We start from the raw sequence: 26766 nt of genomic DNA on the forward strand, positions 1-26766 counted from the left end.
TTTTATTTAGCTAATTCTGCGAGTAACATCTTTTTTAATCCCGGATTATTTGGAAGCGGTGCTTCGGTAGTGACCACATTACCATTACGATCAAAAATCAGATACCGAGGCATCACCTTGATTTTATAATCCTTGGCCAATACATTATTACCACCACCGGCAAACAACTGAATCCCGCCCATTTGTTTTTCTTTAATGATCTTCAGCCAGGTATTTTTGGCTCTTGGGCCGTCCTGTGCCACTCCAATAAAAACAAGGTCTTTATGATCTTCCAGTTCTTTCTCTAATTGATTTAAAGCAGGAATTAGCTCCTTACAAGGCCCGCAAAAAGTAGCCCATACGTCCACTAAAACCACTTTACCTTTAAAATCACTCAGGGAAACCATTTTACCATCGGGATCAGGAAAGCTAAAATTGGCACCTTTCCTTCCGGGAGTAGCATTGTACAGCTTTTCGCCCAATCCCTCCACTTTAGCTTTTAAACTTGAATCTTTAAAATATTTTCCATACTGCTTATTCATCTCCTCAAACTGAGGATAGGTTTTTAGCGTATTTTTCGTCTTTTCAAAAATGTAAGTCCCTTTCTGACGATCAGTAGAAAGGAAATCAAGCCCATTTTCTGCTTTATTTAGATTTGCGGCACCATCAGCATACTTACAGATCAATGCCTTTCCATTAGGATACAAAAACACCTCATCGGTTTTATACCTGTTTTTTACAAGTAAAGTTTTAACCAAGGGACTTTCTTTCTCCAGCGCATAATTTTTAAGCGCGTAAAAGTCCATTTCAAAACCAACAAACTGTTTCATCAAAGTATTAAACCTGGCATTTTTCGTACTAAACTCCTTTTTAAAGGCCATTTTTTCCGCAGGGCTGAGTTTATTCCAGGAAGACAACACCTGGTTTTCCTCATTAGGTTTGCCCACAAATTCCATTTTACCTTTAGACAACATCAGTTCCAATTGATCCCCTTTTTTCAGGTACAAAGGAAACTGTCCCGCCAATGCAGTAAATCCACCGATCATATAAAACCCTTCATAAGCAGGCTCAAAAGAAAAGACAAAAGCACCACCGTTCTTTGTCGAATTAGATTTAATCAATTTAGTTTCTCCGTCTACGATCTGGAACAGGTAAACCACTCTATTCAGGATAGGGTTTGATACCGATCCGCTAATTTCTGCAGTTTGCGCAAAGCCGAAAAAACTCCAGCACAACAAAGCAACAAGACCCAATAGTTTTCTACTCACATTATACTTATAAACCATATTTAATGCTTTTTAATAGCCTTCCGCTTGTACGAAAAGACCGGAATATTAGTTTCATTATTCTTCATCTTCTCCAGTGTAACTGTAGCATCAGCCAAGTACTCATCACCAGAACTGCTCATTTCAGCTATTAATTTAGATTGCTGTTTAATCGCAACCTTCTTATCGCCAAAATTATAAGTCGCTACATTGATCTTATTCTTAACTACTGAGGAAGGATTTAAGGCCAATGACTTTTTATATAAATCAGCGGCTAATTTTTTATCCTGAGCATCAGTAGAAAGTTTAGACAATTTAATCGCATAATTTGCACACCAATCGGAAGCCCCGGCAGAATCAACCGACATTACTGGCACCGGAGCATTCTTATTTAATACAATTGATTCCTTACCAAGTGAAGAAGTCCTATCCTCAGGCAAAATAAAGCGAATGATATATTCACGATTGGCTTGTAAAAGCTGCGCTTGATCCGCTTTTAAAATGTACATCCACATCTTATATTCCAGCACCTTCTTATCTTTTCTTTCCTCCAGTTCAACCGTATTCATATTGGTAAATAACTGTTCTAACTCCAACTCCTTTTCAGCAGTCAAAGACTTCGTATTTAAAATAATATCAATCTTACCCTTAGTTTCATCACGCAGACTTCTATACAAAGTTGCCGCCGCGATTCCATCGTTTTCACACAACACCGCATCGATCATTTTATAATGATCAATCATATAATTATACAGCGTTAAATCCGAACCATTAGGGTAATTTAAGCCCAGGAAATAAAGCCGGTCAGCGCTTGGATTCTTCAAGACAAACTTGTCCAGATACTGTCCTAAGACTTCTCTTGTTGGTTTTTTTTCCGCTTTAAGGCGTTTAATATAAGATCGCGCAAATGCTTCGTCATAATCGCCCTTTTTAAATTTAGCCTCCAAATCTGAAAGATTCAATTCTGGTTTACCAGAAAATTTAGTCAAAATCCGATCCGCGACCTCATTAAAATCAGCAGCAGCCATCGAACTCTTAGACCTATCAAACAAAGACTCATCCGCAGGATTGATGAACAAATAAGTAGGATAGGATTTCACCTCGTATTTTTTTGCGAGTGCAATCCCCTCCCCTTTTTCTGCATCAATTTTCACGTTTACAAAGCCCTGATTGAATTTCGCGCCTACTTCCGGTCTTGTAAATACCTGTGCTGCCATCACTTTACATGGCCCACACCAGCTCGTATAAACATCTACAAAAATAAGTTTATTCGAAGCTTTCGCTTTTTTTACCGCCTCAGCCCAACTGCCATGTTCAAATTCAATACCTTGAGAAAAAACACTCAGGGAACAGCATAAGAGGAAAATACCAATTAAATTCTTTTTCATCTTTTTCTAATTAACTTTCGATAATTCCTTTTCAACCATTTCGGTTAATTTTGGATCAGAAGGACGCGGTGCATCCACAGCAACCACATTTCCTTTTTTATCTATCACCATAAACCTTGGAATAGCAGAGATTCCATAATCCTTCGTGATTTTCGTCCAGCCTCCAGCAAACATTTGTAGGCCATGCAAGTCCAGGGCCTTCAGCATGTCCAACCATTTTTGCTTGTCTTTTTCATAATCTACTGTAACCGACATAAACACGACATCCTGACCTTTAAACTTCTCCTCCATCTTTTTCAGGAATGGAATCTGCTGTTTACAAGGCGCACACCAGGTAGCCCAAACATCAATAACCACTACTTTTCCTTTAAAATCAGACAAGGAAACCATTTTCCCATGTTGATCAGGATAAGTGAAATTTATAGCAGGTTTAGGTCCGACAACCTGATTATATAGTTTCCTACCTAATTCTTCCATCACCAATTTCTGGTCATCAGTTTGAAAATACTTCCCGTATTTGCTCATAAATTCCTCATAAGCGGCGTAGTTTTTAATGCCAGCCAAAGCCCTGCTGTCGTTTAAGATGTAAGCCCCCTTGATCTTATCGTTATTAAAAGCAACTATTTTTTCATCAAAAGCTCCACGACCCGGGACAATAAAGTTCGCATACAAATCCATAAAACGTTTGCCATGGATCATTCCCAAAACCGCATCTGAATCGAATTTCTTCGGATCAGAAAACGTTTGGTAATAAGGAGCATACTGTTCCTTCTTAAGAAATTCACCTCTTGGAAGTGCCAGATAATTCAAAGCATAAAAATCCATTTCATATCCAACAATCGCCTTCATCGTCTTATTGAAGCGTTCATTTTTAGTTTGGATGGTCTTTTTAAATACTTCCGCTTTCTTAGCCATACTGGTTAAGACAGGGAAAAACTCATGATGCTTTTGCATCGAATAAAAGGAGTTAAATTTGATCGAATCCGACATTTTAACCCATTTATATAAAATCGCATTCTCTGGCGTTTGTTTCCCGATAAAATCGAAGGTTCTGGTATTGATGGCTACCTCTGCCTTATCCCCTTTTTTCAGGTAAACAGGGTATTTCCCACGGATAAATTCTCCCCAGCCAATGGCATACATCCCTTCCCTGGCAGGATTGAACATAAAACCAAAAGAACCATCTGCGGCCAAACGGGTTTTGGTAATCTCTTCCGCTTCTCCGTTTTTTATGGCATAAAGGATGATGTCCTTATCCTCAAATCCATCCGATTTTACGGTTCCCCAAATTTGAGTCATTTGCGCCGAAGCGCAAAGACTAAAGAGAAGCGCAGTAAAAACAAGTATGATATTTTTCATGATTATTTAGCTACAGGTTTTGCCAGTTCTGCTTCCAGTATGGCTTTTAATTTAGGTTCAGAAGGACGTGGCGAGTTCGGATTAACTAATATTCCATTCTTATCAATCACAATAAAACGAGGAATGGTATTAATTTTATAGAACTCAGTTACTTTATTTGCAAATCCACCAGCATACAATTGTACCCCACCAAGTTTCATATCAGCTACCATATTCAACCATTTATCTTTATCCTTTAGCTCATCAGTAGAAATACTCACAAACACAACGTCTTTCCCATGAAACTCTTCTTCTAATTTCTTCAGATAAGGGATTTCCTTTTTACAAGGATTACACCAGGTCGCCCAGATATCCAGGACCACTACTTTACCTTTAAAATCAGTTAAAGAAACATTTTTACCATGCTGATCAGGGAAAGTAAAATCAACAGCTTTACCACCAGCAGTAGTGATATACAACTTAGCACCTAACTCATCCGTTCTTTTCTTCAAACTTTCTGAAGCGAAATACTGGCCGAAATTTTTGATCAAACCTTCATACTGAGGGTAAGACTGGGTCTTAGGAATCATCTTAAAGAGTGTGTAAACCCCTTTTTGTCTATCCGTAGAAAAAAGTTTCAATCTTTCGTCGATATTTGTCGTCCTTCCACTAGCATAATCCGCATAACTGTTTAATAAAGCTTCACCAAACATGCTGGATAAAACATCATCGTTTTTGAACTTATTGTCGACTATGATCGAGCTATAATAAGCTGGATAAAGATCTTTAGTAGGGTGTACTTTGCGAGGCGTACGAATAAAGTGCATCGCATAATAATCCATATCAAAATAAGTTACCGCAGTCATCAACCTATTGAAGTTCTCATTCTTAGTCTTAATCGACTTTCTGAAATCATTGGTAAGTGCTGAAACTCTTGTCAATTCAGGGAAAAAATCCTCATAGGTACTCAAAGGCATCTCCATAAAATAGATGGCTTTAACCTTTAATTCCTGAGTCAAAGTGTTCCAGGAAGAAAGCACGGTGTTCTCAGGACTCTGTTTTCCAACAAACTGCATCCTTCTTTTATCAATCGCAATTTCCGTCTTATCGCCTTTTTTCAGATATAATGGAAACAAAGCACCTTGTTCGATTTTGTTATGACCAACCGCGTAAAAACCTTCATTTAACGGGCTAAATAAAAAGCCAAATGCACCATCTGGCCCCAATTCCGTATTGGCAATTAACACCGGTTTTCCATCTTCTACTCTAAAAAGTGAAATATCCTTTTGAGTACTGTTTTTCATTTGTCCGCGGATCTCCGACAGCTGGGCAAAAGAAACCTGAGCCAGGAACAAAGCCGCTAGCGTGAATATAAATCTCATCTTATCTATTTTTAATTATAAATTATTTGGACAATAGTTCTTCTAAATACACCTTTAAAACCGGATTAGAAGGGCGCAACGTACATTTGGCATTCAACATTTTACCCTCTCTATCCAGCACTAAAAATCTAGGAATCCCAGTTTTACCGATTTGGTTGAAGAATGGGGCTTCTCCAAGACCACCTGCCATCCATAGCTGTTCTCCTTTTAATCCCCTTTTTTGCATAAATTTCTGCCAGTAATCTTCCAGTTTATCCCCATTTAAAGAGATGAAAACTATATCTTTCCCAGCCATTTCATGTTCAATTTTCTTCAGGAAAGGCATTTCAGCCACACAAGGGTGACACCAGGTACTCCAGATGTCGATAAAAATGTATTTACCTTTATAATCACTGATTTTCACTTTGAAACCATCCGGTTTTTTGAAGGTATGGGCACTAAAATCAGTTCCGGGTAAAGCATTGTTGTACCTTGTAACTTTCCCCGCACTTCCAACAATCCCATTTACTTTCGCAATATTGGCAGCATCTTTCAGCAAAGGCAGAGCTTCCTTTGCCAAGCCTGTAATTTTAAAGACATCCTCTTCTATCAAAGCATAATTCAGTAACTGAACCACATAAGCTTCTCTAAGTTTTTGATTCGGAATGCTGCCTGCAAAATCTGCAATCCAGGTATTCGAATTACGCACTTTCAGCTGACCGGTTTCCATTTTAGCGAACATGATCTCATTGATCGTTTTAAACCAGTTGTAATAACTGACCACTTCCGGCACTAAAGACAAATCAAAATGATCAAACCCGGCTTTCTCAATCTCATCTACTTCACCACTCACCTTCGACTCTATGTATGTTGCAAATACCTTATCCAGGTATTCCCCCTGGGTATAGCCCAATAAAACAGCCTTGTTCATTTTCACCGATTCAATCTTAGCAGCATTAATCGCATTTACACGATTCGTATAAACTTCCTTTGCCGTTAACTGAGGGTTCATATAATCATACTTACGATTGATTTCGAAAAGAAACTGATTCAGTTCACTTCCTTTTCCAGTAAATACGGCTTGCTGATCTTTAACCACAATACTGATGTCATCACCTGGGTTTAGATAAACCGTAAAGCCTTTAACCACTGGATCTGTGGTGGTCAAAAGACAAAATGTAGGTGCTTTAAAAGTCGTTTCCATATTGAAAATCCCCTTTTTTAAAGGGGAACGGCCCTTTTGGGTCATACCGAAACCTTCTACAAAAAGTGAGACACCACCTTCTTGTACGGACAGCTCTCCTTTAATCCCGGTTTTAATCCCCTCTTCGGCAAAAGCTCCGGAGGATAGGGTTAAGCCACAAAATGCGACTACAACTGCTAATATTTTCTTCATAAAATTGTGTGTTTATCTTTCTCTGTAATGCATACTTACCACTTTACCAAAACCGGTATACGTTTTTTGCAACTGGACTCCCTGAGCAGCAAGCATCACCTCATACTGCTCTACTTTGCCATTCTGACCTTCTGGCAAGCCTGGATCATAGCTACAAACCAATAATTTATTGCTATCCTTATATTTAGTCGGATTGTGATAAGCCTGAAACTTAATCAAGCTAATTTTCGAAGGTGCTACATCTAATACCAGCTTACCTTCAGCAGGCACTGAACTTCTATTGTATTGATAAAGTTTACTCCCTACTGCATAATACAGGTAGCCAAAATCAGGACTCATGGCATAACTCTCTGCCTTTTCAATTTCCGGAGATACAATTTGATCATAATAGGTTTGCTTAAAGCTAATCGGGTTAAAGCAGGCTAGGAATCGGGTTTCTGAAGTCGGATCTTTTAAAACGGATATCACCTCACCTGCAGAAAAAGGCACCCAGGTCATGTACAGCATATCCAAACCGGTATGGTTATAGCTAAACTTAAACTCAGGACCATCACGTTCCAGAATGGAGCTTAAGTTCGGACTGAACTGGTTACTATGAGTAACAAAACGACGATTTTCGGTATCATAAAAAAATGCACGCATCGTTGTAATAGTCTCAGAAACGCCAATAAACGGAGCAACTTTATACGTCTTCTTGGTCGCATTATTATAATTCATCGGCGCAGCATACTTCAGATTAATCACTCTATCATAACCCATTACATCCCCGGAATTAGTCACCATATAAGCTTTCTCTGACATAGTCGACATCTTTATAGCATCCACATGAAAATCTAATGGGAGTTCAAAATCCAGGATTTCCTTTTTCACATTATAGTTGAGATTCCATTGAAAAGTATCAGGGTGCACCCTATCCGTACTTTTATCCGTTCCTATATAAATGCCATAATTTAAGTTGATCCCATAACCTTTCAATGCACCCGTATTGTAACAATAGACCAGTTTAGGTTTTCCGGTTAATTTTAGTCCAGTATTCAACCTATCTAACAGGTTATTCACTACCAAGAACTGCCCATCAGGTTGTTGAGAAAGCATGTCTAATTGAGCCTGACCATTCACTTCTGTGAGGAACAGCCAACCCTCATTAAACTCGTTTCTAACTTCGAGCTTAAAAGCCTTACGAAATTGAACCCCGGTTTGTTTATCAGTCACCCGATAAAAACCCGAATAAGTTCCAACCGCCAAATTAACCACGATATTCAAGTCTTTTGAGGTCGATAACACCTTCATCCCACTACCAGGATTTGGCGCTGGTAAGATATATGACCATTCATAGAGATAACGGGAAGTATCTCCAGACTCATCCTTACTAAAAGAAAGCACCGGTTTTACGGTAAATTCCTTCGCTACAAAAGCCGTTAATTTTCCATTGAGTTCCGCTGGGAATTTGATCTCATTGATTTCTGTATACGTGTAATTGCCAAGATCCTTTTTACAAGAATAATTTAACACCGTAAAAAACAGCAATAAAAAGAGGTAGATTCTATGATTTAGCATAATATTTTTCTTAATTAAAAACAGTTGATTATTGTGATGATGGACCCATGGTCATCAATGAGCCATCTTCTTCCAGAACAGGGTTTCCTTCTAATTTCAGCTTGTCCAAATGACGTTGAACAAATCTTGGTAAAGCAACAGACTCATCATTAGAAATATCGGTATCCAAATACTGAGCAGTGATATTTAAGTAATCACAGACATAAAACAATTTCTTCCTCGTAAACGTTCCCCACCTGCTATCTGTCCAATACTTCGGTTTTTTGATGAGGTCATCAAACAACACCTTGGTAGAAATCGTACTGATTATTTTCCCGGAAATCGACCGGCTATTGAAATCCGTCCTAAAAGAAGCAGTAGGCAACAGATCCAGCTTTACAAAAAAGCTCTTGCTCATCATCTCTGCGGTACGAATTAGTTTTAGCTTAATCGTATCTGCCAGTTTATGCTTTCTAATCACAAGTTTCTCTGGCAAAGCTTCAAAATGAATCCCGGCAATAGCGGTCGACAATGGGTTTACCTCCACCTTATATTCCCTATCCACATCTTCAGAAGCGCCAGTTATCGACACTACGAGATACTTGATGGAGTCTGGTGATTTGCTATAAGAAAAAGAAACGTAGCTAGAATCAGTAGCAATACTGGCAGCTGCCTTCCCGGACTCAGAAAAGTAAATATCTGCCATCTTGTTATCAAAAGTCATCAGTCCCTTTTTACAGGAAGCAAAAGATAAGGCGATCAGCAATACCGGAAGAATCCGGGTAATTTTATATATATTTTTCATGGTTAGTTACGATTAGAAATTTCTGCCTGAGGAATTAGAACCACATATTTAACAGGATCCATAGCGATCGTACCAGTAGCTGCACTCCCATTAGGAATCGAAGTCGCATTCGTCCTTTTGTAATAAAAGAACAATTGCCCCTCCCCAAAGAACTCTTTTTGGTACTCTTTTAAGATTTCGCCTTTCAACTGTACATCCGTAGTGGTAACCGGCAGAACTCCGATATTTCTATTCAGGCGCACTTTATTTAAATAACCTATAGCTGTTTCCTTGTTTGGCTCACACTCCGCAGCGATATAGTACATTTCACTTATTTTCAACAATGGAATTGTATTTCTCCAGGGCTTGGATTTATCATCGACATCCGTGTACTTGAAAAAAGTTTTAAAGGATTTAACCTCCGTATTTCTCCATAGCTGAGTATAACCATATCTATAGTCAAGCGTATTGCTTTCATATAGCGCGAGTAAACGAACGTCTATTGGTGCTAAAATATCTTTAGCCAATACATCGGCACCAAATATTTTTTGCTGCGTTGGATACAGATCCGAATTATAGATTCCCAGAATCATTTCTGTGGAGAAAATGCGATCTGAATTTGTTTTGTCGCCGGTAAGATTAGCACTCAGCACCCAGGGATACCTCTCTTGGTTGTCGATGAGCACTTTCGATGCAGCGAGGGCAGACGTTTTATCACCTCTGTATAAATACACTCTGGCTTGCAATGCTTTGATCGAATAATAATTGAACCTATATTTCTTATCAAAACTCTTGTCCTGATCGATGGTGATCAATCGTTCCGCTTGCTTCAAATCTGCCACAATATTTCCCATGACTACATTTGCTGGTAGAAAAGCGGTGACTATCGCCTCACTTTGCGAACAATAAGGAATACTGTTAAGTACCGAATCTTTTGAATTATACATCGGTCCAAATAAACGAAGCATGTCAAAATGCAACATCGCACGGATGGCTAAAGCTTCTCCCTGATAAACAGAATCTGTTTTTGCATCCAGTATCCCCGGAGATTTTTTCAACCTGGCCCGGAATAGATTACTATTAAAGATAATGCTATAAGCATTGGTCCAAATGGCTTCCATCTCCTTGTCTACGGTAGCATCAGTATAGCTCATCGTGCTGAACTTAATCCGGCTATGCGTTGCAGGAATATTATAACGTTGCGCAAGAATTTCAGTGGTGCTCATCGTCATTTTTTCGCCATACAAGGCAGCGGTAGATGCCCTTAAGTATAAACCATTGATCCCTGCATCCACATTTTTCTTGCTACTAAAAGCCTGATCTTCTGTTAAGCGATCTTCAGGTTGAACATCCAGAAATTTCTTACAAGATGAAAATGCCAATACCGCAGCAAGGACTACAATTAAATATTTAGATTGATTTCTCATGGTAATTTGATTTAAAATGAAGCTCTAAGACTGAACGAAACTGATCTTGCAAATGGGTAATCGATCCCTCGCTCCCTTTGCACCGTTGAAAAGCGGAACACATCATTGGTATAACCGGATATATTCAAAGACCTCATACCTACCGCTTTCATCCATTCTCCCTTCGAAAAGGTATAGCCCACACTGATCGATTCACAAGAGAGCACCGTTTCTTCTTGTATAAAACGGGAGGTTACCTCAGTACCCGTACTTAAAGAGATGCTCTTAAACTGGGAGAGATCTCCCGGCTTTTTCCAGCGGTCATATAAGGCCCTTTTATCCTGGTTATTCGCAATCCCCTGGAAGGTGATGTTTTCCACTTTTTGCAGTAAAGCCTGGTTGAATACATCTCCCTTGATTTTATAGCGCATCATCACCGATAATGAAAGTCCTTTATAATTAAAACCGTTGGTAAATACACCTTCCACTTTTGGCTTCGAGCTACCCACCACCGTTTTCTTTACCGCACTAACATCTAGTGTATGTTCTCCGGTTGCGGTAACAAACATTTCCCGCCCTGTAGCCGGATCAATCCCTAAGGAACGATATGCCCAAAGATCATAAGGACTATAACCATCTCTGTAACGTTCTAAGGTTAAGATCGCTTTCGAAGTATTAAAGTCACCCGAAGTTTCTTTCTTTTCCAGCGCAGTATTCAGGTTTTCCAATGCATTGCCAAAACCTCCATATTTACTATTTAAAGTGGCTCCGGTTAAGGTTACCCTCCAGTTCATGCGTTTTCTAGGATTGTCGATCACTGCATAACTCAGTCTTAACTCATAACCTTTAGTGTTTAAAAAACCAATGTTAATCTGATAATCATCCACACCTGAAGAAGGAGGAAAATCAATTGCAACCACCATATCTTTCGTCTTTTTAGTAAAGGACGTTAGGTAGCCAGTTAAGCGATCATTAAAGAAACCAAACTCTAATCCGCTACTGACCTGGCTTGTCTTTTGCGCGACCAAATCAGGATTACCAAAATCCTCTAACTTGATCCCTTGTCCAAATTGATTGTAGTTTTTCAAGTAACCATATAAAGAAGAGGAAAGAATTGTCCCCATATTTTGATTACCCGTTACCCCCATATTACTATATACCTTTAATCTGTTCAGCACCTTGAAGTTTTGCAGGAACTTTTCATTGTGGATGTTCCAGCCCAATCCTGCCGACCAATAAGGCGAGAAAGGATTAACTGCTCCAAAAGAAGTAGAACCATCAATACGATAAGAAGCATCCAACAGGTAACGAGAATCATAAGCGTAATTCACAGATCCAACTCCATTCAGACTGCGATGCTCTGATTTATTGGCGGTAGGGCCTCCAGTTTCGGCATAGCCGTAAGCAAACCTTAAGCTAGGCTCTGCACCTGCCGGGAAACCTTGTGCAACAAGAGTTTCCATCGTGTTATTGTTAATGGCCACTTGTCCCCTAAGGTTTGCCGTAAGCACATGCTTTTCTGCAAATACATTTCCGTAGGTCAATAAACCATTTGCACTCATGGATTGGCGCTCAATGATCCGCTTTGAATAAATTCCACGTAGGGAAAATACCTTATTGGCATAATTGGTATGATCTGGCGAAGTGAAAATATCCTGGGTTGTAACCGCTTTCGAAACCTGAACACCAGCATTGAATTTTAATTTGGAAACGATATCATAGATCAGGTTAAAGTTATTCTGAATCTCCATTCCAGTGCTTCGATCTCTAAATGGTAAAGAAGCATTGTACAAAGGATTGGGAACATTTAATGCAGTCGTATTCGTTTTGCCATCATTTGCAAAGGTTCGGGACTGATCCAAATATCTACTGGTTGTATTTTTTTCATAATATGGATTCGCATTTACGAAATCAGCGAATCTACCATAAGGAGATTCATTACTCGTATTACCTCTGAAAAAAATAGAGTTGCTGATGTTCACTTTAGACTTTCTATAAATCAAATTCACATTACCTCCCCAGGTATCGCGATTAGAACCTTTCATTACCCCGGGTTCCATTTTATAGTTGAATCCAACCATATATCGAAAAATAGGGTCTCCACCATTTGCATTAATAGAGATGTTTTGACTCATGGCATTTCGTACTGGCTCATTTAACCAATACGTATCCACCCCACGGGCAATATTTCGGAGATGACCATTGTAAATGGAATCTAACTCCAACTGTTGTAAAGGATCATCCATGATATATTTCCCTGCTAATCTTTCAAATTCCAACTTTTCAGCAGCATTCATCATGTTGTACACACTCAAATCAGGAGCATTGAATCTCATATCGTTCGTAAAATTGAACTGCATCTTTCCTGGTTTAGGCTTTACCGTTTCAATAACGACTACCCCATTGGATGCTTTAGAACCATAAAGTGCAGTTGAAGCCGCATCTTTTAGAATGGTTACCGAGCCTACCGTATTCATATCTAAATCGACGATAATTTGTAAGGAGGTTTCAAATCCATCTAAAATAAACAAGGGTTGATTCGGTTGCGTACCAAATCTGTCTGTCAGAGAAAGTGCATTTACAGAGGTTTTACCACGAATTTCAATATCAGGCAATACATTGGGATTTGAACCCTGAATTTGATTATCCAACACCAAAAATGAAGGATCTAAAGCCTTTAAACTCGCGATAATGTTGTTATTTCCTACCGTTTTTAACTGTTCACCAGAAAATGTAGCAGTTGCTCCGGTAAAGCTGTCTTTTTTACGATCAATACCAGTACCCGTGATGACTACATCTTCCAGCTTACTCACGGTTGCTTTAAGCTGAACGTTGATGATATCCTTTGTCAAAACCGGCATCACGCGAGGTTCAAACCCGATGTAAGTGAATGTCAGTACATCTTTATTGTCGGCTATTTTAATGGCATACTTACCATCTTTATCTGTCTTGGTTACCTCATTGCTTTTCTGACTCTTCACCGATACACCAGCCAAAGTATTGTTACTTTCATCGGTTACCTTACCAGTCACTAAACGAGCTTGTTTCGCTGGATTCATGGCTTTCAGCACAATGACCTTCTTATCAATCTCGTATATAAATGGTTGGTTTACAAAAATCTTATTCAAGGCCTCTACCACCGAAACATTATTAAAATCTACATCAATGTTTTCGGCATTTTCGATCATTCGATCGCTGTAAATAAAATCATAACCTGCCTGTTTTCGGATTTCCATAAAAATGCTCGCCAGGCTGGCATTTTTCTTTTTCAAGGTGATACGCTGGGCATAAGTATTTGCGCTAACCTGCAAAATACCAGCTGTTAATAGCACTATAATCAATTTCATTACCAGAAAAATTTTAGCTATACCTGCCGATGGCCGGCATAGGCTATTAAAGTAAAAATTCATACATTTGATTTAGTTTGATACGTGTATGCCATTGCTCAGGAAGTAAACCTGGCATCACGCTTTGTTCATTAATTGTTTAGGCAAATTCCCGATCATACCGGGGAATAATGAATAGCATTAAATGATATAGTCAGGAGTGTTTCAGCACTCCTGGCTTATTTAAAGCTCATCATTCATTGAAATTTTCAGTAAGTTTTTCTCATACGCATACTTTTTGCACCAACATTGGCCGGCAAAACATTACGCTTGTGGTGTGGTTCAGTTTGGTTTAGGGTAAATAATTCGGTTAGTTAGGTTATTTAGGTTTTATTGATTCATTATATGGAGTTGGTTCATTAATTTTTTCTCACTTTGATGGTGGATCCCATGATTTCAAATTTCACCTCTCCTGTGGATTCCAGGTTTTTCAGTATTTCTGTGATGGCTTTAGACCGCGAAATCTGCGCACTAAAAGTCAGGGCAGTATTCACATCATCATCGTAAATCACTTTCACATTATACCAGCGGCCAATCTTGTTCATAATCTCCTTCAGGCTTTCATGCTGAAATATAAAATCACCTTCTTTCCAGTCGAGCACTTGCTCCACATCCTTTTTGATGACTGCTATCCCTTGCTTATTTAATATGGCTTGCTCTCCCGGTTTGATGATGACTTCGGCAGGTTTCATTCCTTTAGCGGTATAGGTAGAAAGCACTTTTACACTACCTTCCAATAAGGTCGTTTTGATGGCACCTTCATCTTTGTAGCTATTGATATTGAAATGAGTACCCAATACCTGAACTTCCTGACCTTCAGTAATGACTTTAAATGGATGGGCTTTGTCTTTTTCAACTTCGAAGTAGGCTTCCCCGGTCAGTTCCACTTTTCGCTCCGATAAGGAGATGAAAGACATCGGAAACCTCAAAGAAGAAAGCGCGTTTAGCCATACCTTAGTCCCATCAGGTAAAATCACCTGGTATTGTCCACCTCCTGGCGTTGCAATAGTATTATAGGTTGTGGATTGATTTTCAGCAACCTCCGTCCCATGTACTTTATATTGCAACTGTCCATCAGCAGATTTTGTAATCTGAATACCTGCCTGCTCAACAATAGCTCCGTTTGTTGCATCCGTTAAGTTGATTTTACGACCATCGGCCAAAGTCAAAGTTGCCGTATTAGAACCGGGAACAATTGCAGCGGCTACCTTTTGATCTTGTGGATTTACGTTGTTTAGGAAAAAGTAAGCCGAGATGCCAACAATTATTAAAATCGCTGCCGCGGATAAATACCGACCCATGGAGAAAATCTTGTTTTTTCTTTTGTAGTCATGCAGCTGATCAAAAAGACCTTCATACATTTCATTACGGACCGCAGCTTTCTCCCCCATCAGGTCTGCATCCCAGGAAGTATGTCTATTCAACAGCAATTCATAAGCTTCATCAAAAGCTTTAATTTCTGCTTCAGTAGCGGTTCCTTCCTGGCATTTTTCTGCCAAAGCTCTAAATTCAAGATCTGTTATTGGGGGCTTCATATAGGTACGTCTGATTAAAAGATGCTAACCCCTAAGCAGAAATAAAAAAAAGATTATTTTAGGAAGATGGAGCAGATGCAGGCAAAGAAAAGGACTTCTCCCATCACGATCCGAAGTTGTTTTAAGGCAATTGACATTTGGGCTTCGACAGTTTTTACGCTGATGCCCATTCTATTGGCAATTTCTTTGTTGCTCAGGTGCTCCATTCTACTCAGTAAAAATACCTCCTGACAACGTTTGGGAAGTAAAGCCACCCCTTCCTCCAGCAATTTTTCGATATCCTGCTCATTCAGGCGATCCTTCATCAAATTGAAGCCAGCCAGCTTTTCCAATTCTTCGGGCTCAATAAATACCTTCCGGCTACTTGCTGATTTAATATGGCTGAGTACTTTATACCGAACGGCAGTAAACAAATAAGATTTTAAGGAATCGATTTTCACCTTTGCCCTTCTGATCCATAATTGCAACAGCACATCCTGCACAATATCCTTGCAAGGATCAGCATCTCTTAAGATACTAAATGCAGCAAGGTACAGTTGTTCCCAATATTGATCGTAAATAAGCTTAAGGCCACTTTCATCGTCTGTCTCCAATAACAAAAGCAACTCTTCATCAGTTAATACTGTTTGAGTAAACATATTATTCATTCATAAAGACGCCATAAGATTATAAAAAAAATTGACACAGTAATAACATTCTTACAAAAAAGAGCAATAAAGTCTCCATGAGAACAGAAAATCTATTGAAATTAATGACTTATCCAATGTGTTAAAAAATCCAACAGATTCTTCGGTCCTGCTCCGAATACATGATCCAGCTCATCTCTGCTTAGACCTTGTCTGATATGGCTATAGCTTAACATTAGTATGCGGTCAGTCTTCCTTCTTATTGCCACTATAATTTTTAGGGTTTCTTTCCGATTTTGATTGGAGGTTGATAGGGCCTAAGCCAGCCTGTAGCCCTGTCAACCGCCTTAAGAACAGCTTATAAATTCTTTTTAATACTTTAAAAATTCTTTCATCATTAGCTGGATACCCCGAAGTTAATCAGTACCTTCATACGATCCACACCGGACGATACCGAACTACAGCTCAAACCCTTAACCTCTCTAACATGGCAATTGCATCAAACGGCCCACACGGCCACCTTAACGGAAAAGTAGGCAATCTTGTTTTTTATATGCTGAACGGACAGCCTGTAGTACGCTTAATCGGCAGAAAAGGTAAGCCAAGTAAACTTCAACTGGCCAATTATCAGGAGATGGCCGTCACCACCAAACTATTGAGCAACATGGGCGGCTTTATTAAACTTGGTTACGGTTTGCAAGCGAGAGGAACGGTACATAATGCCCATAATCTAGCCACTTCCTACCATAAAAAACAGGCTTTAACCGGCGAATATCCCAATATTAGGATCGATTATAACAAGGTTAAGCTGAGTCAGGGCGTCATGCCTGAAACTGCTGATCTAAAGATCAGCAAGGTATCCGGTGGACTGGAAATCACCTGGAACCCTAAAAATGATGCAGAATTAAAGGATAACGACAGCGTGATGGTCATGATTTGTTGTCCGGAAACCGGAAAAGACCAGGAATACCTGAATATAGCCAGAAGATCAGAGGGGAAATGTTTTATCCCAATGTATGAACAGGTATTGAATCAACAGTTGGAACCGTATATTTCCTTTATTTCTGCGGATGGGGAAAGGGTATCAGATAGTGTTTATCTGGGTAATTTGAACGGTACAGTTAAAAATGAAGTAGAAAAACAACAAGAAGAGAAATACGTCCAGGTAAAAACAAGGTTTGATCAGGTGGAAAGTAGTTATTCATCACAAGTGATAGCCAATTACGGTGAAAGGCCAAAAAACAAGGCCTTTAAATACCTGGAAAAAGAATATGAGACACTAAAAAAACAACTGGAACACTTACCAGGCAAGCCGGGTTAACTGTTGACTATATAAATCATCTAAAATATTCAGCTATATGGTCGTCGAGTCCAAATAGAGATATTGTACCTAAAATCACTTAGGAATCAGAACATCATAAAGTAATCAAACTTACTATAGGAGGTTAATAACTGGATGACAACAATTAATAGCCCCATCTGATGTTAAAATTCATTTGAATTAATCTATAAGATCTATAAAAGAAATTCAAAGTAAACAAATGAAATAAAAAAACATCATGTAACCACTTACAGAAGTAAATTAGGTTATCATTACCTAATTAATTAAACCAATTAAAAAAAATGAAAATAAAAACACATTTAACCTATGCGCTTCTATTTTGCGCGTTAGGTACGACAGTAATTAGCTGTTCGAAAGACAAAGAAGAATCAGCTCCTGTAGAAATCGATTCAAAGATTAATCCAGACAAATTAAAGAGGATTGAAAAGTTCATGATGACCATGTTTGGTATTTCCTCAGAGTCAGTGAAATACAATGAGGCTAAAGAGATATTCTACATACACGAAACTACCATGAGTAGAACTGAAATGGAGACAATATATGACAATGCAAATGAATACAAACTTAAATACGAGAAAAACTAAGTATTATGAAAAAAATATTATTAATCGCATTTATGTTTTTCCTGTCAATAAGTTCAAATGCACACGTTACCTTAGCTAGCTGGAGTATTGAAGGTTACTCACAAACCAACTCCCTAAGGGGTGTTAATATTGTAACTGCACCTGGAGTAGCCAGGGAGTTCCGGATTATGTTCAATCTAATGAAAGATCAAGCAGTAATATTCAATTCATTTAAATATGAAATTGAACATACCAGCCTTAATGGTACAAGAACTAGAATTCCAGGAGCATCATACCTTTCTTATGACTGGAAAAATAGTTACTCCTTTAATTCCCTATTTTCTTTCACGCTTCCTGCTGATAAAACGGAAGGAGAAATCAGGTTGGTACTAATCAGCTATGAGGGCAGCCAAAAAATGGACGCTCCTACCGGTGGTTCTTATAGTTTAAATTATAAACAACCTCCGGTTACTCCAGTTAACCGTGAAGGATATTTCTACCGTGTAACTGAAACTGGCATGGTCTATATTAATATGGATGGGAAAGCACGTCATATTCAAGATGCTAATACCCTTCATGGAGTTTTTAAAAATGACACAGATTCATATATAAGTAATATTACACAAAGCACATTCGATGGATTCTATCCAGCTAATAAAATTGGTACTCCAATTGGTCCAAACACCAGACTTGTAAAAGAACTAAACTCAGGCTGGATTTTTTACCAGGAAGATGGTGTATTGAGACATATTACATCACCAGCGGCTGCCGATAAGTACAAATTCGACCTTAACAAAGCCCAGAAAATGCGAGGTACTGACGGCTATACCTATGGAGGAAGTTTCCAATAAGTTAAAAATCAGACATAGCACCTCAGTCTTTCGGCTGGGGTGTTATAATCACCTGATCGTCCTTTCTTAATCCGGTAGCCCTTTTTCTTCTTATTATAAAAATCAAAGAAATTATTAGTCAGCGGCTAAAAATTATATAATTGTTTTTAGAATTCCCTTTACCCAAAATTCAGCTAATGCTTTAGAGCCCTCAGCATTGGGATGCAAATAAAAAAACCCATGCTTGCCTTGTTCAGCTTTAAACAGTTTTTCATGGTTCTTTTGAAAAAAAAACATCTTTATTACCCTGATAAACCTTATTTGGATGGCTAAGTTTATACGCTGTCGATAAGTTTTCTATTTGTGAAAAGTAACTACCTAAGCGATCGAGTCCTTCCTGCATATACCCTGCATTATTGTGTGTATTTGGACTGAACCAAAGCGGATATTGTATAACAAATCTGACATGGGGGTATTTCTCCATCAAAGTATTGATCAGAACCTTCAAATTATCTTTGTACTGAGCGGCCTGCACAGGGGCTCTCCATTTGGCCCGAACATGGCGCTATCATTCGTACCTAACATGATCGAGAACAATAATACTGCTGTTTTATCCTGAGCAAAGGTATCGGCTACCTGCAATACTTTTGGGAAATCAATGTTGTTCTTTGGCAAGAAATCTACAGTGGTATGTCCGCTAAAGCCACTATTACTAATATTCACTGCGCTAATATCTTTACGATGTCTCAATAGCTTTGCTACATAGATTGGCGTGGCTTCATTTTTTGGATCTGCTAAAGCACCACCCTCAGTAATGCTGTCACCTATAAAAACAATATTGATTTTTTGCTCTTTTTTTCCTGAGAAGGAAGTCAAAATAAACAGCAAGAGCAAGCAGGCATAATTAAAGCTGGGTTTCATCATTTTTAAAGGCTAATAATTTTAACTCATGAAAAACCGAATATAATAAGATTTTAAGGAATCGATTTTCACCTTTACCCTTCTGATCCATAATCGCAACAGCACATCCTGCACAATATCCTTGCAAGGATCAGCATCTCTTAAGATACTAAATGCAGCGAGGTACAGTTGTTCCCAATATTGATCGTAAATAAGCTTAAGGCCACTTTCATCGTCTGTCTCCAATAGTATTGAATGTAGTGTAGAGAAACATCAGGAAAACAGAAGGACGGAATTTAAGATTGGACCTAATTACCATAACTACACAAATCAAAATTATTATTAGTTTAGCTCCTATGAAAATAGAAATTCACCAGAATGAAGCAGTAAAAATTGCGGAAGTAATTTCTGATTCCATTATAGTGACTACTGCCGAAGAAGGTCTGCAACTGATGGTCGATTTGTATTATCAGGACTTTGACAAAATCATCATCCATGAACCAAGTATTACCCCTGATTTTTTTGATCTGAAAACAGGAATCGCAGGAGAAATCCTGCAAAAGTTTTCCAATTACAGGGTGCAATTAGTCATAGTTGGTGATTTCATTAAATATCCGGGAGCGCCTATAAAGGATTTCATTTACGAAAGCAACAAAGCCCGGCAGGTCAATTTTCTGGGCTCTGTTGAAGAAGCGCTTGAGCGGTTATATAAGTAACCGCCTTTTCGAGTTAATACTTATATCTAACTATTGCGTGGATAAACCTGATTTGGATGGCTAACATTACGAAAAAGCCATTTTCAATAAGAAGAACGGTTTTTTAAGCAGTAGGCCCAATCTGGTATTTCCCGAACCATTTCTTAGTTGATTTCGGTCTAACCATCGATCTTCTTTATTCTTCAATTACCCTAAAACCAGGCCTTTTACCCAGAGTGTATTTAAAATTCAAGTTTATCACTCCTTGTTTTTTACTGACCTTTAGTTTCTCCAGCAGATTTAGTGAGCTATCATTTAAATTTAAAATATTGCCATCATTAATCCTGACCTCCGTCATCAAGTAGAGATGATCGTCTTCAGATACGTTGGCTTGAATATTCTGATCAATGAAGTTCCAATTTCTCAATGACGAATTCCCGATAATGGAATACATCGATGCTTTATTAAAATTGATTAATTCAGCAATTCTTTCCGGTTCTCCAGAACCTCTGCTTAGCTTGCAAAGTGATACTTTAATTTCTTCAGGTAAAAAGACAACTTCTTTAGGCAATTGGCTTGCAAGATTAAGCATAATCGCCACCTGAGGTTCTGCAATCAGAGCCCGATACATCGTCTCACTTATCACAATATCAATCCTGGATGAAGGTACATCCCATAACGAAGCATCACATTGATGTATGGTTTTAACATAAGCACTCAAATCAAATAAATCGATAACCTTTTCTAATACCCTAATACTTTCAGGGTTAATCTCCAGAAATGTAAATTGTACGTCTTCAGGCTTGAACATCATCATAATCGGTAATGCAAGTGCTGCGAATGGGCCGGTTCCAGCATACAGAACATGGATTTGTTTTCTATTTTGGCCTATCGCTCCTAATACAGCTGAATAAAGAGCCCTTGAAAAGCGTTGGGTTCTAAAAATCTCCCTGATACATTGTGCGGCCCAAAAAGTGCCTATTGCATTGCCATTAGGAGTTTGAATATGTTCTCTTCCAACCGAAGTATGAAGATCGAATTCCTCAAATAAAAGATCAGCATACCCCATTACTGCAGGGGCAAGTTTATCATGAAAGTTTTCGGGATTGAGGATATCTAGGCTATATTGGAACAGTCGCTCTTTTAATTCTGTTTTTTTCAACTTGATCAATAGTTATCTGGTTAATTATTTCAATTTATAGAAATTCAATATTTCATTACACTAATATAGAAATTATAAGGGATTACTGTAAAAATGCTCCACATTCTGACCAGAAACCGTTTGTTTGCAAATATTATAGTTCAACTGTAATCCACCCTATTTGAAACGATTTGTTAGCGAAAATTAACAGATAGAGCAAACAACACTTGTCGTTTTGAGTATATAGAGACCTGGTATACCCCGTAAAGGGCTATATTTTTCACTTAGATACCTGTCCTCTCAATAATTCGGAAGAAATTTAATAAACAAAATATTGCAGCTTAACTAAATGTCTATTTTACGAAAAAAGCCGTTCTTCTTATCGAAAAACGGCTTTTTAAGCAGTGGGCCGTCAGGGACTCGAACCCTGGACCAAAAGATTATGAGTCTTCTACTCTGACCGCCCCATATAGGACAAAAATCATTGTTTCTAACTTACAGAAGCAATATAATCACTTTTTTCAAAACTTCAAAATTCTGCTCCGTAACGTATTTGTAACGGTTTACATAATCTATTGACAGGTAACGTTCATTTTGCAATACCGATTGTCTCACTCAATTCAACCTTTTCAGTTTCGCAACCAACAATGGTAAACCCTTAATTAGTGTGTTTTTTATTAAAGTAAAAATAAGTGGAAGCAACCACTGCCACCTATACAGTAATAATTATTGCTGCAAAGAGCCAATTCGCCTTTTTAAGTTGCATTGGTTCATGCTCTGCTCGTCTTAAACTTTCATTCCAAACGCCCTTCGGTATTAACTTTACAGATAATATGATCAGTAACGGCACAATGATCAGATCATCCAATAGACCGATAGCGGGAATGAAATCAGGGATCAAATCTATTGGACTTAATAAATAACCGATAGTCAACCAGATCAATGCTTTTGCTGTCCATGGTGTACCCTGGTCACTATAAGCATAATAAAGGGCAAGCGTATCCTGCCTCATGCGTTTTACTTTTTCCTTCATCCTATTGAGGAAGGAGGTCTTCTTATTTTCCTTATTCATTCATCTGCCTTAAGTAAGAACTATTTTGATAAATTATCAGATCAATACGAAAAGCCGGTTCATAAACCGGCTTTTATATTACTTACACCCCTTGCATCCTCCAGATGCTTTACATTGCTTTGCACAATAATCCTTGCAAGCTATTTTTGAACAGCTTATGGAACACTTTGTACAATAACTCATTTTAGAATTACAACATGGTGTATTTGCAAAAGAAATTGCAGAAATATTGAATATCATCATCGTAGTGATGAAAAGAAACTTATTCATGATTTTTAAATTTAACATGTTTAATAATAAATTGACTTTTATGCTCGCAATTGAATTATTATTAAACTTGCGGTGGATGCCAAAAAGTAACAGAGTAATCCGACAGTTTTTTAGCTAAATGTTTGTTAAACATATTTTTTTCTAACGATGGAATGAATACCTTAACAGTAAGCGTGGCAATTGCTGTTAGGCCCCTTAAATTATTACATACACTGCCTGTACACAAGTCCCGGCTACAATTCTGCTTTTGGTGAGGGCAAGGCATATCTTTTCCCATGCGCAAACAGCAATCTTCTTTGATTACTGTTTGCGATGCTTGGTTATATTCTGCGAAAGCAGAAACAAAGACCATAGATATTACCATAAAGGTAGCCAACGCTTTCATCATTATAACTAACGCATTTTTATTAAAAAAAGTTTGTGAAATCCAAGTAAGCATGAATACAATCAATTAATATAAAAAAAGTTAGACTATTCGATCCTATTCAAGAGATTTTAACTTTGCCCTCATAACCCTAATCTCTTCCTGCTGACTGGAAATAATTTCCTGTTGTAATTTCTTAATTTCTGGGTCTTGAGATTTCGATTGTTCACTCATCAGTATAGCCGCTGCGTGGTGCGGGATCATTCCCTTTAAAAATTGTTTATCAGAAACGGCAGTTTGAGATTGAATTAATAAGAAAAACGCAATCGATCCAACTGAGCATATCGAAATCAAACTTACATTCAGCTTTTTATTACCGTACATTTTGCCCATTAAAATAAGTTCAATTATTATCATAGGCATCGTCATTAATCCGGCCATATAAAATTGGTTAATATTCGGATATACATTTGCCAGGCTATTTGCCATAGAGTACATTAGAATGTACATTGCTACGAAAGAAAGTATTGCCATAATGAGCAGCTTTTTGTAGTGGTCACCATGATTGTGTGACATTCCCATTTGCTTATGATCTTTATGTTCCATAATTCATCGATTTAAATGTTCAATTAAAAATTAGTCAATCTTCGCACTTCTAAGGCGCAATGAGTTCAAAATAACAGATACTGAACTGAAACTCATCGCTAGTGCTGCAATCATTGGCGATAATAAAATTCCAAAAAAAGGGTATAAAAGTCCCGCAGCTACGGGTAATCCCAATACGTTATAGCCAAGGGCAAAGAAAAGGTTACCTTTAATATTGCCCATAACTTTATGGCTCAACAACCTCGCTTTTGCAATTCCATTTAGGTCGCCCTTTACTAGCGTGATTGCTGCACTTTCAATGGCGACATCTGTTCCTGTACCCATAGCAACACCAATATCTGCCTGTGACAAGGCAGGGGCATCATTTATACCATCACCTGCCATAGCAACCTTTTTACCTTCAGCCTGCAGTTTTTTGATTTCATTCAGCTTGTCCTCTGGAAGCATTCCCGCTTTAAAGCCATCTAAATTCAAGGTTGCGCTAACTGCTCTTGCTGTATCTTCATTATCGCCAGTGAACATAATTACTTTTAAACCTTCTTCCTGAAGCTTTTTGATAGCGGTTGCACTCGAGGGCTTGATTTTATCAGAAATAACCACAAACCCAACGGCTTTATTTCCAACAGCTAAATAAGAAACCGTTTTTCCTTGCTTTTGAGCAGCCTTAACTTGTTCTTCTAGTTCTGGGTCAATTTTGGCTTTAACGTGTTCCATTAATTTTTGGTTACCTAAAGCAAGTTTTTCCGCCTTTAATGTTCCTGTTACACCTTTACCTGTTACAGCTTCAAAATCTGAGATCGGTTGAACTCCTACTTTGTTTTCTTCACCATAACGTAATGTCGCCTGTGCTAAAGGATGTTCACTGCTGCTATTTAAAGCTACTATTCTTTCAAGAACTTTCTTTTCATCAAAATCCGGATTTGCACTAACGACCTTTTCAACCGATGGTTTTCCTTCCGTAACCGTTCCAGTTTTATCAATGATGACCACGTCAATAGCATTCATCTTCTCCAGGGATTCTGCATTTTTGATAAGCACACCAGACTGTGCGCCTTTACCTACGCCTACCATTACAGACATTGGTGTAGCAAGACCAAGCGCACATGGGCAAGCGATGATCAATACGGCAATCGCATTTACAAAAGCATAGACATAAGCAGGTTCAGGTCCATATATTGCCCAAACTATGAATGTTGCAATTGCGATCAATACCACTACAGGCACAAAATATCCCGAAATCTTATCGGCCATTTTTTGAATAGGCGCTTTTGAACGACTCGCAGAATTAACCATTTCGATGATCTGAGAAAGGAGTGTTTCTGAACCTACCTTTTCGGCAAGCATGACAAAAGTTTTATTGCCATTAATGGTTCCAGAACTAACTTTATCACCAGGTTTCTTTTCAACCGGAATAGGTTCACCCGAGATCATAGACTCATCAATCGTCACCTCTCCAACTTTAATACTACCATCAACAGGTATCTTCTCACCTGGCTTTACCCGCAACATATCACCTTTTTGAATGTCATCTATGGAAACTGTCGTTTCTTTATCTCCAACAATTTTTGTTGCCGTATTTGGGGCCAACTTTAACAATTCTTTAATCGCACTATTTGTTTTCCCGTGTGCCCTGGCCTCCAAAAGCTGACCAAGTAATACCAAAGTTAGGATAACGGTTGCCGCTTCAAAGTAAACATAGACCGTACCATGGTGGGTTTTAAACTGGTCTGGAAAAACATCAGGAAAAAGCAGAGCGACAAGACTAAACAGCCAAGCCACCCCCGCACCAATACCGATCAAGGTAAACATATTCAGTTTCCATGTGACTATGGATTGCCATGCACGCTGAAAGAACATCCATGTAGCATAAAACACCACTGGAATAGAAAAAGCAAACTGAACCCAATTCCAATATTTCAGCTCCATTAACTTGAAAATCGGATTGCCTGGTATCATTTCCGACATTGCAATCAAAAAGATGGGTACAGTAAAAATGGTTGCAATCTTAAACTTGCGCAAAAGCGTTTCATACGTTTTGTCTTCCGCTTCCAAATTAACCCCTAACGGCACCAAATCCATCCCGCATATTGGACATGAACCTGGCTGATCCCTAATAATTTCGGGGTGCATAGGACATGTAAATTGGGTAGTATGCTTTAGGACAGGCTGCTTCAGTAAGTCCATTCCACAAACCGGGCAATGACCTGGTTTATCATAAGTTTTATCTCCTTCACAGTGCATGGGACAGTAATATACTCCTGCAGTTTCGCCCTTACTATCCTTAACCGGAGCGATGTCATGATCGTGATGAGCTGAACCATGGTGTTGATGACTGGAGTGATTTTGTGTATGTTTATCTTCAGTAATCTTTTGAAAGCCGGACATTTCAATCCTATAATTTCCAACAGCAGAAAGCGCTTCCTGCAATTTTTCTGTCGGAATATGTTTATCCATCATAATTGTTGCTTCAGCTGGCTCCAAGGTAACTCTCGAAGAGATCCCCTCGATGATGCCATTAAGGGCATCTTCCACTTTACTACGACAACCCTGACAGGTCATTCCAGTTATTTTATAGGTATGCTTCATGATTTAATGCTTAGTGAGTTAATAGTTTAATGTTAATCCGCCACCGTAGCCCATGTCACTATCATAGTGAGTAGACAGACCAAAATATTTGGTGACTATATATCTGAATCCGGCCATATATTCTTTATCGGTATTGACCATAAATTGAAAGCGCAGTCTTTTAGAAATAGGCACATCCTCTCTTGTTAATTGAAATCTGACATTTCCTTTATGATCGACAGAAGCATCAGCGACAATTAGCATTGGCAAAGTGTACTGTACCCCCAAATGAAATACCTGTCTGAAATTTTTCGTATTGCCTTGTCCGAAAAGATTATCCCCAGGTGCTGTAGACTGTCCAAAAATATTCTTCTCCATCGGATCAATTGTTCGTTTTCGGAAATCCCAACCAACGTAT

General features: G+C 38.5%; 22 protein-coding genes, 1 tRNA gene and 1 pseudogene. 4 read left to right on the top strand and 20 right to left on the bottom strand.

Translation table 11 applies throughout. From position 1 onward, the window contains the following. Positions 1-2: 2 nt before the first annotated feature. The 11 genes from R2Q66_RS09315 to R2Q66_RS09365 form a co-directional block, all read right to left on the bottom strand. Positions 3-1265, bottom strand: a complete 1263-nt coding sequence (locus tag R2Q66_RS09315; RefSeq protein ID WP_316748141.1) for a TlpA disulfide reductase family protein — start codon at positions 1263-1265, stop codon at positions 3-5. Positions 1266-1267: 2 nt separating this feature from the next. Next, positions 1268-2632: a thioredoxin family protein gene (locus R2Q66_RS09320; protein ID WP_316748142.1), complete on the bottom strand. Its 1365-nt coding sequence runs from the start codon at positions 2630-2632 to the stop codon at positions 1268-1270. 6 nt (positions 2633-2638) lie between these two features. Further along, positions 2639-3991, bottom strand: a complete 1353-nt coding sequence (locus tag R2Q66_RS09325) for a TlpA disulfide reductase family protein (protein WP_316748143.1) — start codon at positions 3989-3991, stop codon at positions 2639-2641. Between the two features lie 2 nt (positions 3992-3993). Beyond that, the gene (locus tag R2Q66_RS09330) at positions 3994-5352 is read right to left on the bottom strand and encodes a TlpA disulfide reductase family protein (protein ID WP_316748144.1); all 1359 of its coding nucleotides are present in this window, start codon (positions 5350-5352) and stop codon (positions 3994-3996) included. Positions 5353-5374: 22 nt separating this feature from the next. Beyond that, positions 5375-6727, bottom strand: a complete 1353-nt coding sequence (locus tag R2Q66_RS09335) for a TlpA disulfide reductase family protein (RefSeq protein WP_316748145.1) — start codon at positions 6725-6727, stop codon at positions 5375-5377. A 12-nt stretch (positions 6728-6739) separates the two neighbouring features. After that, positions 6740-8284: a PKD-like family lipoprotein gene (locus R2Q66_RS09340; protein WP_316748146.1), complete on the bottom strand. Its 1545-nt coding sequence runs from the start codon at positions 8282-8284 to the stop codon at positions 6740-6742. 28 nt (positions 8285-8312) lie between these two features. Further along, on the bottom strand, positions 8313-9068 hold the full coding sequence (locus R2Q66_RS09345) for a DUF4843 domain-containing protein (protein ID WP_316748148.1): 756 nt from the start codon (positions 9066-9068) through the stop codon (positions 8313-8315). A gap of 2 nt (positions 9069-9070) precedes the next feature. Beyond that, the gene (locus tag R2Q66_RS09350; protein ID WP_316748150.1) at positions 9071-10474 is read right to left on the bottom strand and encodes a RagB/SusD family nutrient uptake outer membrane protein; all 1404 of its coding nucleotides are present in this window, start codon (positions 10472-10474) and stop codon (positions 9071-9073) included. An 11-nt stretch (positions 10475-10485) separates the two neighbouring features. Further along, entirely contained in the window at positions 10486-13800 is a 3315-nt protein-coding gene (locus R2Q66_RS09355; RefSeq protein ID WP_316748152.1) for a SusC/RagA family TonB-linked outer membrane protein, read from the bottom strand. Positions 13801-14198: 398 nt separating this feature from the next. Further along, entirely contained in the window at positions 14199-15374 is a 1176-nt protein-coding gene (locus R2Q66_RS09360; protein WP_316748155.1) for a FecR family protein, read from the bottom strand. Positions 15375-15427: 53 nt separating this feature from the next. Further along, positions 15428-16012 carry an RNA polymerase sigma-70 factor gene (locus R2Q66_RS09365; protein WP_316748157.1) on the bottom strand — a complete coding sequence of 195 codons (585 nt, stop codon included), beginning with the start codon at positions 16010-16012 and terminating at the stop codon, positions 15428-15430. A gap of 475 nt (positions 16013-16487) precedes the next feature. Between R2Q66_RS09365 and R2Q66_RS09370 the strand changes: the two genes are divergently transcribed. From R2Q66_RS09370 to R2Q66_RS09380, 3 genes are all read left to right on the top strand, one after another. Next, positions 16488-17321 carry a DUF6266 family protein gene (locus R2Q66_RS09370; RefSeq protein ID WP_316748159.1) on the top strand — a complete coding sequence of 278 codons (834 nt, stop codon included), beginning with the start codon at positions 16488-16490 and terminating at the stop codon, positions 17319-17321. A gap of 302 nt (positions 17322-17623) precedes the next feature. Beyond that, entirely contained in the window at positions 17624-17926 is a 303-nt protein-coding gene (locus tag R2Q66_RS09375) for a hypothetical protein (protein ID WP_316748161.1), read from the top strand. A 5-nt stretch (positions 17927-17931) separates the two neighbouring features. Beyond that, positions 17932-18756 carry a hypothetical protein gene (locus tag R2Q66_RS09380; RefSeq protein ID WP_316748163.1) on the top strand — a complete coding sequence of 275 codons (825 nt, stop codon included), beginning with the start codon at positions 17932-17934 and terminating at the stop codon, positions 18754-18756. A gap of 483 nt (positions 18757-19239) precedes the next feature. Here R2Q66_RS09380 and R2Q66_RS09385 read toward each other — a convergent pair whose 3' ends face one another. Both R2Q66_RS09385 and R2Q66_RS09390 read right to left on the bottom strand, forming a co-directional pair. Continuing rightward, complete coding sequence (locus tag R2Q66_RS09385; RefSeq protein ID WP_316748165.1) at positions 19240-19659, bottom strand: SGNH/GDSL hydrolase family protein; 420 nt, start codon at positions 19657-19659, stop codon at positions 19240-19242. 18 nt (positions 19660-19677) lie between these two features. Continuing rightward, positions 19678-19881: a hypothetical protein gene (locus tag R2Q66_RS09390; protein ID WP_316748167.1), complete on the bottom strand. Its 204-nt coding sequence runs from the start codon at positions 19879-19881 to the stop codon at positions 19678-19680. A gap of 110 nt (positions 19882-19991) precedes the next feature. On the opposite strand from R2Q66_RS09390, the gene R2Q66_RS09395 reads away from it, so the two are divergent. Beyond that, on the top strand, positions 19992-20351 hold the full coding sequence (locus tag R2Q66_RS09395; RefSeq protein ID WP_316748168.1) for a DUF4180 domain-containing protein: 360 nt from the start codon (positions 19992-19994) through the stop codon (positions 20349-20351). A gap of 175 nt (positions 20352-20526) precedes the next feature. Here the strand turns inward: R2Q66_RS09395 and R2Q66_RS09400 are convergent, their stop codons facing one another. From R2Q66_RS09400 to R2Q66_RS09430, 7 genes and pseudogenes are all read right to left on the bottom strand, one after another. Beyond that, entirely contained in the window at positions 20527-21492 is a 966-nt protein-coding gene (locus R2Q66_RS09400; protein WP_316748171.1) for a hypothetical protein, read from the bottom strand. Between the two features lie 384 nt (positions 21493-21876). Further along, positions 21877-21938: transfer RNA gene (locus tag R2Q66_RS09405), tRNA-Ser, on the bottom strand. A 245-nt stretch (positions 21939-22183) separates the two neighbouring features. Further along, positions 22184-22543 carry a YkvA family protein gene (locus tag R2Q66_RS09410; RefSeq protein ID WP_316748173.1) on the bottom strand — a complete coding sequence of 120 codons (360 nt, stop codon included), beginning with the start codon at positions 22541-22543 and terminating at the stop codon, positions 22184-22186. Positions 22544-22874: 331 nt separating this feature from the next. Then, entirely contained in the window at positions 22875-23252 is a 378-nt protein-coding gene (locus R2Q66_RS09415) for a hypothetical protein (protein ID WP_316748174.1), read from the bottom strand. 42 nt (positions 23253-23294) lie between these two features. Beyond that, positions 23295-23783, bottom strand: coding sequence for a DUF305 domain-containing protein (locus tag R2Q66_RS09420; RefSeq protein WP_316748175.1), 489 nt, complete (start codon positions 23781-23783; stop codon positions 23295-23297). 30 nt (positions 23784-23813) lie between these two features. After that, positions 23814-26369, bottom strand: a complete 2556-nt coding sequence (locus tag R2Q66_RS09425; protein WP_316748177.1) for a heavy metal translocating P-type ATPase — start codon at positions 26367-26369, stop codon at positions 23814-23816. Positions 26370-26387: 18 nt separating this feature from the next. Continuing rightward, positions 26388-26766, bottom strand: a pseudogene (locus tag R2Q66_RS09430) (copper oxidase); the annotation flags it as partial.

This window comes from Pedobacter gandavensis (assembly GCF_032677645.1).
Taxonomy (GTDB): Bacteria; Bacteroidota; Bacteroidia; order Sphingobacteriales; family Sphingobacteriaceae; genus Pedobacter; species Pedobacter gandavensis_A.